At 34.7% G+C, this 12412-nt stretch carries 8 protein-coding genes; 5 read left to right on the top strand and 3 right to left on the bottom strand.

Features of this window, described 5'->3' with window-relative positions:
- Positions 1–30: 30 nt before the first annotated feature.
- On the bottom strand, positions 31–846 hold the full coding sequence (locus tag IC221_RS00350; RefSeq protein WP_188167072.1) for a hypothetical protein: 816 nt from the start codon (positions 844–846) through the stop codon (positions 31–33).
- 599 nt (positions 847–1445) lie between these two features.
- On the opposite strand from IC221_RS00350, the gene IC221_RS00345 reads away from it, so the two are divergent.
- The 5 genes from IC221_RS00345 (at position 1446) to prfA (ending at position 10375) form a co-directional block, all read left to right on the top strand.
- Positions 1446–1943, top strand: coding sequence for a dihydrofolate reductase (locus tag IC221_RS00345; protein ID WP_188167071.1), 498 nt, complete (start codon positions 1446–1448; stop codon positions 1941–1943).
- 12 nt (positions 1944–1955) lie between these two features.
- Positions 1956–2774 (top strand): 50S ribosomal protein L11 methyltransferase, encoded by an 819-nt coding sequence (prmA, locus tag IC221_RS00340; protein ID WP_188167070.1) that lies wholly within the window; start codon positions 1956–1958, stop codon positions 2772–2774.
- A gap of 104 nt (positions 2775–2878) precedes the next feature.
- Positions 2879–8245: a hypothetical protein gene (locus tag IC221_RS00335; protein ID WP_188167069.1), complete on the top strand. Its 5367-nt coding sequence runs from the start codon at positions 2879–2881 to the stop codon at positions 8243–8245.
- A gap of 14 nt (positions 8246–8259) precedes the next feature.
- A complete protein-coding gene (locus IC221_RS00330; protein ID WP_188167068.1) occupies positions 8260–9153 on the top strand; it encodes a toxin-antitoxin system YwqK family antitoxin in 894 nt (297 codons plus the stop codon).
- Positions 9154–9301: 148 nt separating this feature from the next.
- On the top strand, positions 9302–10375 hold the full coding sequence (prfA, locus tag IC221_RS00325) for a peptide chain release factor 1 (RefSeq protein WP_188167067.1): 1074 nt from the start codon (positions 9302–9304) through the stop codon (positions 10373–10375).
- 95 nt (positions 10376–10470) lie between these two features.
- Here prfA and IC221_RS00320 read toward each other — a convergent pair whose 3' ends face one another.
- Positions 10471–10902, bottom strand: coding sequence for a response regulator (locus IC221_RS00320; RefSeq protein WP_188167066.1), 432 nt, complete (start codon positions 10900–10902; stop codon positions 10471–10473).
- Complete coding sequence (locus IC221_RS00315) at positions 10902–11987, bottom strand: ATP-binding protein (protein WP_188167065.1); 1086 nt, start codon at positions 11985–11987, stop codon at positions 10902–10904. Before IC221_RS00315 ends, IC221_RS00320 begins: the two co-directional genes overlap by 1 nt.
- Positions 11988–12412 lie beyond the last annotated feature (425 nt).

Raw genomic sequence — 12412 nt, 5'->3', positions numbered from 1 at the left:
TTATTACTTTATAATGTGTATATCGCAGTGTTACTTTCTACCTCCAAAAAAGAAAGTCAAGAACATTGCTGAATAATAACTACGATTATCTGCTGATGCCATAATCTCCACCTCCTTAGTGTAGATATCCGCCATAATTCCAGCCTCTATACCTGTAATACTTCTTTTGTTTACACCAAATTCAAAAGAAAGTGAGGTTTTAAATGCTAGACCTGCTATTACACTTGCTTGGGAAAGACTTTCAGCAAAAGATCCCGTACCCTCTATTCTAGGACCTATAGTATTAAATTGATCATATGTCAGCTGTTCAGTAACTATTTCTCCATCATCATTTTTATACTTTAGGAGATAAGGCGTTACTAAACCAATAGAAGGACCTGCGTTTACAATTACATTTACTTGGACTCCTTGTTTTCTTGCTTTTTTAAAAATGATCCATTCCTTACCAAACATCGGTCGGATAGCATAGAGTCTGTTCCTTTTTCCATAAACAACCCCCTCACCAGTGAAAGTCTGTCTTCTTTGCTCTTTCGGGTGTTTGATATTCAAGAATTCGATACTTAACGAATGGTATTTTCTTTCGTTCTTAATTTCTCCTACTCTTCCTCTAGTGACTTTTGTTTTACCACTGTTTACACCTAGTGACTCTTCAATTTTATGCTCGTAAAAGAATTTCTTAGAGAAACGTACAGAGGCACCACCAATAGTTCCTCCATAAGTATTCATCATAATACCTAGAGCCCATTCTTTTTCATAATATTCATCTTCCTCCTCTACTGGAAATTGAGCAAAAACAGATAACGGGGTAATACAGATAAATATTAAAGAGATGATTATATTCTTCAAGTCTAGCTAATTTAATTTCGTTCAGATAAATAAGATAAGGGTTTACTATAGTAATTTACATTCTATAAGTGACTCCTACAAGTTAAGAGAGTAATGAAGGCAGGACCTATCAAAAAATAATCAGATAAGTACTGCTGCTTAAATAGTAAAGTAAAATCCAATTTATCCTTCACTTCACTAATCTTATTAGAATATAACAAACTTAATCATAAAAGTAAATTTTTGTTAGTGTAATTGTTTTAAAAAATTGAGATCAAGAACCTCTTTATCAGATCACACCTCATTTTTACAGGTCTTATTTTAATCCAATAAGACTACTTCTAAAATTTATCACCTAACATTATCACAGTAGCTAAAAAAGTTGTAGTTTAGATTTGTATCAATATAGAAAATAAAGAAGTTTACTCAATTGTACTTTTAGTAGTATTCCTAATAAAAATGTGATCATTTATTATGGTTATATTTCTTTTTACTTGGGAATCATAGAATAAAAATTTTAATTTTGTTTCGCTCAGTTCAGATGTTTCTTTATTTACTCAATAAAAAAAGAATTGCCCATTAAAAAAGAGGCTCGACAAATTTTAATAAATATATAAAATATGAAAATATCCATCATTGTAGCAAAAGCTACTAATAATGTGATAGGAAAAGATAATCAGCTGATTTGGCATATTCCTGCTGATTTAAAATACTTTAAAAAAGTGACTTCTAACCATACGGTGATCATGGGTAGAAAAACGCATGAATCTATCGGTAAGTGTTTACCTAACAGAGTAAATATTGTCATTTCTAGGAACCCTGACTTCCAAACTTATGACGGAGGCCAATTAACCAATAGTTTAGCCGACGCCATAGAAATAGCGAGAGAAAGAGGCGAACAAGAGGTATTTATTATCGGTGGTGGAAAAATTTATGAAGAGGCAATGAAAATTGCAGATAAGCTTTATATCACAGAAATACACGATCAATTTGTTGGTGATACTTTCTTCCCTGATATTCTACCTACTCAATGGTCAGAAATTTCAAGGTTTGAATACCCAAAAAATTTGACGTCTCCGTATGCTTATTCTTTTGTAAATTATATCCGTAATAAATAATAAAATAATTCCATGAATTACATCGTCATTAATGTGAAATGCAATGAAGAGCTAAGTGAAGTTCTTCAAGCGGTATTGGGAAATGTTGGGTTTGATGCATTTCTTGAAAATGACCATGGTTTTGAAGCTTCCATAGAGAAGGGCCTTTACAATGAAAATGAAGTCAAAGAAGCCTTAGCCTTCTTTGAAGAACAGATAACTTACACCGTTGAAGAGCAAGAAAAGCAAAACTGGAATAAACTATGGGAAAGTCATTATGACCCTGTAGAGATAAGCGATGAACTTCAGATTAGAGCTTCTTTCCACCCTTCTAACCCTCAATACAAATACGAAATTGTCATCACTCCAAAAATGTCATTTGGTACTGGACATCATGCTACCACTACTTTGATGCTAAGAAACCAACTGACGATTGACCACAAGGGTAAAAATGTGGCAGACTTAGGATGTGGCACTGGAATTTTAGCAGTAATGGCTAAATTACTAGAGGCAAAACAAGTAGATGCTTGTGACATTGAGGATTGGTCTTGTGAAAACGCTCTAGAAAATGCTGCTCTTAATAATGTGGATTTAAGAGTGACTGTAGGAACAGTACACGAAATGGAAAAGCTAGATGAATACGAAATCGTGTTAGCTAATATCAATAGAAATGTATTATTGGAAGAAATGCCTACTTATCAAAAACTAATTACAAAAGGCGGGAAACTATTATTAAGTGGTTTTTACACAGAAGATCTTCCAATAATTACTGAAAAAGCAAATTCAGTAGGTCTTACTTACCTTTCACATTTAGAGAAAGATAATTGGGTAAGTGCCGTATTTGAGAATTAATACTTTTTGGAGTATTTTTTGCGAAACAAGCTTATTAGTAGGCTGTAATTGATCAAAAGTGTCTATTACAGCCTCTTTTATTTTTAAATCCGTCTTTTGAACTTATGTTTTCAAAGCTTCAATATAAATTACTACCTCTACTCTTCTTATTGAGTTTTTACTCTACAACGCTTTGGGCACAGTCTGAAAATAATGCAAAATCAGATTCCCTAATCCAAAAATACTATCATCCTTTTACAGAATATGATAGCTTTTTAGTAGATCTCAATTTGTATTTACAGAAAGGTGTCCGATTAGGAAGTGATACCATTATGCTTGATTTTGAATCGCATTGGCAAAACAATGTAATTCAGGAAAATCAAAAGAAATGGATTTATAAAAGTACTAAGCGTATGCACAAAAACCGCATTACTTATAGAAAACATGCGGCTTTGTACTACGGCTGTGTTATGGCATTTTTAGACTCTGCAGGTCATAATAATGGTCAGTTTACTCGATTCTTAGAAATAGCAGATACTTGCCTTATTTCCTATACCCCAAAGATCACCCATAACTTCTTCTATAAATCAAGACTATTTTTAGAGAAAAGACTGATTGAAAAATCAAAATATACAACCATCAAAGTAAATGGTGGAGAGTATGAATTCACGCACGAATTGGCCGCTGAAGGTTATGTGAGTGATAATATGGTCGTAGATATAAATACAGAAGCAACAAAGGAAACACCTAAAGAAGATTGGTTTCAATCAGGTGAAGATGTCGCTCAAGAAGATACTTCTGGCTCCTCCGAATGGGGAGACGACTCCTCTGGCGATGAAAGTTCCTCATGGGAAGACAATGGAAGTGTAGATTGGGGCGATGATAGTGGAGGTGACGACTCATGGGACAGCGGTAGCGTAGACTGGGGCGATGACAGTAGCAGCAATTGGAGCTCTGATGACGGTGCATCGGATTGGGGAGATTCATGGAATGGAGATGACAGTAATATCGAAGTTTATGGAGAAGGAAGCAGTGACGGGAGAGACAATGGTGTAGAAGCTGATACATATGCTTTCTCTGAAGATTGTAACGATCAACCTTCTGAAATTCAAAATTATGATCCTGGCATAACAGAAATGCCTCCATTAGAAGGACCTATGCTTCATATTTCTGAGGCTGACCTTCTTATTACCACCAAATTTGACACAGCATTACTTGAACATACTGTAGGTACATTCCTCTTCAAATCTGATACAATTGTTTGTCAGGGAGGGCGTTTCTTTTGGGAAAATGTCAACTTCTCAAAAGATTCTGCTTGGTGCGAATTACCTCACTTTAGTTTTGATACAAGAGTGGCTTACATTGAAGCAGACCATGCAGAAATGTACTTTAGCCATTATTTGGATACGATTGCGATTGGTGCATTTACTTACAAAAGTGGCCACTTCAACAAATTTCCTGAAAAGGCGATCTATCCTCAATTTATAAGCTATAACAACAATTTACATTGGAAAAACCTTCCTGAAGAAATTGAACTAAAGGGCGGATTTGCGATAAAAGGTATGCATACCGTTTCCAAAGCTATTTCTGGAGCTCCTACAACTATCACCGTAAAAAATGATAGTGCTGCTCTTTTCACTTTGAGATCTGACAAAGGTGTTAGGGTCAATGATGAAGGTAAAATGATACGAACAAAATCAAGTAAGGTAGATATTTTTTATGCTGAAGATGACACTATTGAACATCCTTCAGTCAATACCTATCTCAGTATTGGAGATAGCACCAAAAAAGTGTATTTCCGAAAAACCACTGATATCTTTAGATTTAATCCTTTTACATTAAGTGCCCAAGATGTAAATGTTTATGCTGACGCAATCGAATGGGATATCCAAGAAGACTCTCTAGATTTTAAAATTATAGGAGGACAAAAGATCGTTCCGCTAATTGTTGAATCAGAAGATTTTTTCCATCCTGGATTTGTATCCAGAATTCAAGGAATGAAAAAGTTCCATCCATTAATGATTCTTGTAAATCATTCGAGATCACATAGACGAAAATGTTTTGATGCTGGAGCACTTGCCAAAGAACTTAATATCAACGACGAGCAGTTTGATGAGAGTTTAAGGTCAATGGCCATTGATGGACTTATTGATTATGACCCTTACTCAAGAATCGTAAAACTTAATGATAAAGCCTACAGATATCTTGATCGATATTTTTATGCATCAAGTGAAAGAAGAAGAAGGTCAATGACTTCAAGGATGAATTTCGAAAGCTTAAGTGCAAGACAAGAGAAAGCACTTTATGACAGAGATTTTGATAATTTGAGTATTGCAGCCTTGCTTCCTGAAGATGGAAGTGCCAACGCTACTCTTTCCTTAGATGATAGCTCTAAATTGATTCTCAAAAAAGTACCTTACTTCCCTATCTCTGATTCTCTCAATGTATCTGTTACTCCGGATAGTGCCGGCTTAACGATTGCAAAAGAGCGACAACTTACATTTGGTGGGCAATTTATTGCAGGTACTTACATTTTCAGAGGTAACGAATTTACTTTCGATTATGATAGTTTCCTAATACAACTAACAGAAGTGGATTCTATCAACTTTATAGTAAAAGACAGTCTTACCGGTAAGTTAAAAGAAGCTCCAAACCCTCTTGTTGACTCAGGAGGTACACTTTATATCAATAAGTCATTCAATAAAAGTGGTTTATTAAGCATTAATGGTTACCCTTCATTCAACGCAACATCGGATAGTTCAAGCAAAGGCGGAAAAATATATTACGACAGACCTACAATTCTAAATGGTGCCTATGACAAAAGAATTGTCTTTGAACTTGACACATTTACAGTTGACGCATCACAAGAACATAGTGACGTTGCTTTCAATGGTGTCTTAAATACAGGAGGAATATTCCCTTCATTCATAGACAGTGTGGTCATGGACCCCTCTACAGGTATTTTTGGTTTAAAAAGAAACACCAATCACAATGCCCCTTGGGGAAGTTCAAAAGGATGGCCTATTTATGTCAAAGAGAAAAAGACTGAATTCGGTCCTAGACTGTCTGGTAAAGGTCATTTTGATGGCGACTTTTCTTTGAGTCATAAAGGTATTCGAGGAGAAGGAGAGTTAGAATACCTAAGTAGTGAATTCAAATCGGAAGATTTTATTTTCTACTCAGATTCTGTGACTACAAAAGGTACAAAGGGTATCATTGAGTCTGACATTCACCCAAGAGTAGATATGCATACCTACAAGATGAAATGGTATGTATTTAAAGATAGTATGGCTTTTAAAGGATCACATGAAGAACCTTTTACGATTTATAATGACGACACTAAATTTTCTGGGAACCTCGCCTTACTTCCAACAAAAATCTTTGGAGAGGGAGAAGTAGAAACCTCAGAATCAAATAATAGATCTCAAAATTTCAGGTTTCAGAAAGATGGTTATATCAGTAGGCACTCCACTTTTGATATTAAATCTAATATTGAAGGAAGCCCATCAATGCATGGTAATGATATTAGAGTTGCTAGAAATGTCATTGATAATAAAGTACTGATCCGTACAGAAAATAGCAGTGGTAGTAGGTCATCACTTACTTTCCCTGCCGTTAATTTCCAAACCTCAATTAAAGAAGCACTTTGGGATATTGAAGCGAAAAAGATCTTCATGTCTGCTGGTAATGGTCAAAAAGGTAAGTTTATATCAAATGAACTCACTCAAGACTCCTTGCTAATTGAAGGTGATTCGGCGAATTACGACTTAGCTTCGAGTAAATTAAATATCTATAATGTTGACAAGATAAGGGTTAATAATCTTGATATTATTCCTGACTCCAGCAATCAAACCGTAAAAATCAGTAATGGAGCCACGATTGAGCCTTTGACCAATGCTAAAATTATTTTAAGTAGATATACAAAACTTCATACTGTATACGACGCCAACGTAGAGCTTATTTCAAGAAAAGAAATCAACGCTACAGGTAAGTATAATTATAAAAATGAACTTGGTGAGACAAAACTGATCATGATAGACAGAATTATCGCAAAGGAATTCTACAATAATGATCTTGATGATAATACAATACAAAATAGAGCTTACGGAAAAATTTCAGAAGATGATCCTTTATTATTTGTCGGAGGTTTACAATACTATGGTAAGATCGGCTTAGTGGAAAATAAAAAAGTAGCCCGTTTTAAAGATGGTAGTGCTCGATTACATATTCCTGGTCAATCCACACAATGGTTTAAGTATGAATCTACAAATGATGATGACAATACAGACTCTACAGCACATGTAATTGTAGATCAAAATTTAATTTCGGTAGAAGAAAATCGTCCATTAATTACGGGTCTTTTCTATGACGAAAAAAATGGATATGTATACAATAGTTTCATTGAACGTCCTGATGGATACAGAAAAGAACATCGAAAAATCTTTAATGTGGAAGGTTTATTGAAGTTTGAGTCTTTAGATGGAACAAGTAACAAGGGTATTTTCAATATTAAACCTAAAAGGTATTTCGATGAAGTTGCTAATGGCGAAGAAGAGTTCTTTGCTTCAATGGCAGGTAATTGGTTTAGTTTTGATCATCAACGTAATGAAATCAATTTTAGGGGTAAAGTAGATTTACTAAAGCCAAACCCTAAAGAAAAAGTACCAACTATTATTACTTCAGCTGAAGGGGTTGCAATGCATGAAATTGATGAACTAACAATGAATGCTTCTTTTGCAGTTGGACCTCGATTATCTTCTAAAGTTGCCGCATATATTCTTAATGATATGCGTTCCAATAAAGAAGATGCACCAAGAGTACTTCCAGAAGATTACGAAATTGATAGCTTAGGAGCATTAAACCATCAAATTGTTCCGTTATTCAATGAAAATCAATTTAAAAACTACTTGAATGGCTACGACATTGCAAGGTTACTGAACAACTATATTGTCATTTTGGACAACCCAATGGTTTGGAACAGTAACAACGCAGCTTTCCATTCAAAGGGAGAGCAAGTCAAACTACTTTCTGCTTTTGGTGATGATATTAATACCGTGGTGACTGGTTTTATTGAAATCCCGAAAGAAGAAGAAGGTGATCAAGACGGAGACCGTAAACCTAATGATAGGCTTATTAATATATTCCTAGAGGGACCAACAGGAATTTGGTATCATATAAGACAAGATAAAGGAGAATTAAGTATATTTAGCTCTAACAAGGCTTTCATGGAAGACATTAAGAAACAAAGTGACGTTTCTCCTGGTGAAGCAAAACAGACCTTTGCATTCTTAGAATGGTACTATAATACCTACAAAGATGGTTCTGAAATTCCTTCTAAATATGATTTAGATCTCAATTCAGCAATTGAACAAGAGAGTGATTTCGGTAATGATTTCGAAGGTGTGGATGACAAATCAGCAGAAGATGAGGAAGAGGAAGATAGTCTTGATAGTATTCCAGCGGAAGAGGAAGATGATGGAGATGATTTCTAAATTATACTAGAAAGATGACAAGACTTTTTTATCTTATTCAATCAGCATTCTTATTAATTTGCTTAATAGGAATGTCTTCATATACTGTTTATGGTCAGAATGAAAATGACCAAGAAGGTGAAAATAGCATACCTAAACCAATGGTGGTTGCAATAGACTCAATTGATGAGGATGTTCCTACCATCGAGTTGAACCCTGGTGCCCCTGAAGAAAAAGCTCAGGTAAAAAGAAAGAAGAAAAAGAAACGTAATGTATTTTGGGGTATTAAAACCAAAAAACAATATACTCGATCAAGTGACAAAGGTAAAGTCGTGTTTGAGCTTTTCTTCGTTTTACCAGAGTATGAAAAGCCCAATCCTTATGCTCCACTGAAATATTATTATAACCCTAAGGAACGTAAGATTGAAAGAAAATCCACTTCCAATTCTAAATATGGTATTCCACTTCATGGTTCTTATGTGAAGATTGTTGAAAAGGATACCGTCACTACAGGTTATTTTTACAAAGGTCTTTTAACAGGAAGATGGGTTTGGTATGGTAGTGATAAAACCATAAAAGATAAGAAGTATTACTACATGGGTTTCCCAAAGGACGCCGAAATTACCTATTATGATTCAAAACAAACTAAGGTTAAAGAAGTAATCCCCTATCAACATGGTCAACTCAATGGTATCTATCAATCTTTTTATGAAAGTGGAAGAAAAAAAGTAGTAGGCAGTTACAAATACGGTTACAAAATCGGAAATTGGACTGAATATTATGACACCATGGACCGAAGGGGGCGACAAAGAAGAAAGAAATTAACCCAGTATAGAAATAAAAATAACGTATACAGAAAAGATTACGCTGGCCCTAAAGTAAAATACGAATGGGATGAAAATGGAAAAGTTACCCACAAGAGTAAGTAGTGGTGGTATAATTTCATCTATTATACACTGAGATAGCATTAAACCAAATACTTAATCCACTGAACAAATGTTCATAAGCACTTTTTAAAACATTTCTTTTAATTAAAAAAGCGTACATTTGTAGAAATTATAGCAAAGTCAATCCGAGATGTTAGATAAACTTGAGAAAATAAAAGAACGCTTTGATCAAGTAAGCGAAGATTTGGTGAAGCCTGAGACTGTCTCAGACATGAAATTATACGCCAAATTAAATAAGGAATATAAAGATTTAGATAAAGTTGTCAAGAAATACTTCGAGTACAAAAACATGCTTGAAGGTATTACTGAGGCAAAACAAATATTAGAAGAAGAAAAAGATCCAGAATTGCGCGAAATGGCAAAAATGGAGCTTGACGAACTTCAAGAAGGAATTCCAGGTATCGAAGAGGAGTTAAAAATGCTTTTAATCCCTAAAGATCCTAATGATTCTAAAAACGCCATCTTTGAAATTAGAGCAGGTGCTGGTGGTGATGAAGCTTCAATCTTCGCTGGAGATTTACTTCGTATGTACCAACGTTTCTGTGAAAAACATAAATGGAAGTTATCAATTACTGACTTCGTAGATGGTACTTCTGGTGGTTTCAACAAAATCGTAGCCAACATCCAAGGTGAAGATGCTTACGGTATGTTGAAATATGAAGCGGGTGTACACCGTGTACAACGTGTTCCTGCTACAGAATCTCAAGGACGTATCCATACATCAGTAGCTTCAGTGGCGGTACTTCCAGAAATGGATGACGTGGAAATTGAATTGAACATGTCTGATATCCGTCGTGACGAATTCTGTTCATCTGGACCTGGTGGTCAGTCAGTAAACACCACTTACTCTGCCATCCGTCTTACTCACCTTCCAACAGGTATTATCGTACAGTGTCAGGATGAGAAGTCAAAGTTGAAAAACTACGACAAGGCATTAAAAGAATTAAAATCTCGTCTTTACGCTATCGAAGAGAAGAAGCGTCAAGAAGAGATTGGTGCAGAACGTAAGTCAATGGTAGGTTCCGGTGCTCGTTCGGATAAAATTCGTACGTACAACTACCCTCAAGGTCGTGTAACAGATCACCGTATCAATCACTCGGTGTTCAACTTACCAATCGTTATGGATGGTGAATTACAAGATTTCATCGACCGTTTACGTATTGCTGACAACTTAGAAAAAATGGAGAACAGTGGTTTAGCTTAATCGGCACACTTCATCCAAAAATCTATACAGAACTAGAAAACCCTCATCTATTTTATTAGGTGAGGGTTTTCTATTAAAAGTGCTTCGCTATAGCTTTAACTCTGAAGCGGCTTTCTTTGTAATACATTTAGACTCAAATTATAAGCAGACATTATGGTTTCCACGGACAAGGGTTTATTTAAATAGCCCTTTACGGTAGGAAGCATATTAGCTTTTTGAAGATCATCATCATTGATGGAAGTGGTTAAAAGAAATAAAGAGATTTGTTCTCTAATTTCAATATCTAATTTATCATATTCAGTAATAAACTCCCATCCATTCATCCTTGGCATATTGATATCTAAAAATATGATATTGGGCAAAGGATAACGTTCTTTATCTTCTTGCTTAAGGTAATCGAGTCCCTTTTCAGCACTTAAGAAAAAAGTACATTTTCTAGTAATTTTTGAGTCTTCGATGATCAACCGATTAAAAAAATTAATTGATTCACTATCATCGATTAATAAAATATGTGCTAATTGATCCATTATAAATTTGGTAGGTTAAAAAAGAAAGTACTGCCTTTTCCATAAGTTGATTTGACCCATAACTTACCTCCAGATACTTTCACTATTTTCATACAGTTGGAGAGCCCAAGTCCGGTACCTCTATAAACACTTTCGTCGGTATGTAATCGTTGAAAAACCTGAAATATCTTCTTTTGATGCTCTTCACGAATACCGATTCCATTATCTTCTATGCTAAAAAGCCAACCGTTTTCTTGTGGTTCCGCCTTAATAATGATTTTTGGTTGATTACCTTTTCTCTGATATTTTAATGCATTCTCTATCAAATTTTGAAACAGTAATCTCAAGCCAACTTCACATCCGTTGAGTGTAGGTAAGGAAGCGGACTGAATTATGGCTTTTTTTTCATTAATCATTATCTGTAAATCCTCAACAATACCCTTCAAAGTCTCATTAAGATTTACTTGTGTGATGGTTACATTGGTTCCTAATCTTGAATGATGTAATATCCCTTTGATCATATTACTCATTCTTATTGCTGAATTTTCTAGATAACTGAGACACATCTGTCCCGTATCGTCTAGTATATCATCATACTTATCTTTAAAAATTTCAACAAAGCTTGTGATTGTATTTAAGGGTTCTTGAAGGTCATGAGAAGTGATATAGGCAAACTCCTCCAAAGACCTATTTTTTTCTTTGAGTACAATATTATTTTCAATTAACTCCCTTTCTGCTTTTTTCAATCTGGTGATATTGTTACAAGTCACCATTACTTCTTGACGTGAGAGTGGAATAGCCTTAATGACATAGGTGTTCTTACTGACTTGGCAATCTCCATATTCAACTTCCCCTACATTAACTGTTCGCTGTTCTCTAAGTGATTTGTAATACAATGAAGGAAGTCGGGTCTCAAATAATTCAGGAAAAGATGTTTTAAAGTCAGTCCCTACCAAATCCCTCAAGTCAGTTCCTATAACATCTTTATTGACCGAATTTGCATACACAATATCAAAATTTAATGTTTCATCTGATTTCAATCGTAAAACATATACTGCCGTATTTAAATGGTCAAGTAATAAAGTGGTATTATAGGATGGTTTCATAGGCGGTTGTATAATAGTTAATTGGGGTTTATCATAAGAGGTCAATTTAAAATAATCTAGAACTTTTACACTCTATGACATGAAGATTATAAGAAAGGTGAAAGATATTCTTATTTAAATACTCGATATTTTTTTCTCTCTTGTTGATCGAATAGTCATAACAGTTTACACAAAAGTAAACCCCCACATAACACATTGTACTGTTACTGGATATATTGAAATAATAATTCTTTTTGACCCTACCTTACTCTCCTCAATTGTTATTTTACAACCCAATAACGAAACGAGTTCTTTAATGGTTCAATCACTTTGGAATAAAAATAATTTGTCTCCTAATAATTAAATTTCAGCAATATCAAAATACATCAATACTCCACCCAAAGGCGATAATAAACCTTTGGATGGAGTAGATTAGATATCATTTT

This window comes from Flammeovirga sp. EKP202 (genome assembly GCF_014534745.1).
GTDB lineage: Bacteria > Bacteroidota > Bacteroidia > Cytophagales > Flammeovirgaceae > Flammeovirga.
Note: the sequence above shows the minus strand (reverse complement) of the source record. Positions and strands in the feature narration are given on the sequence as shown.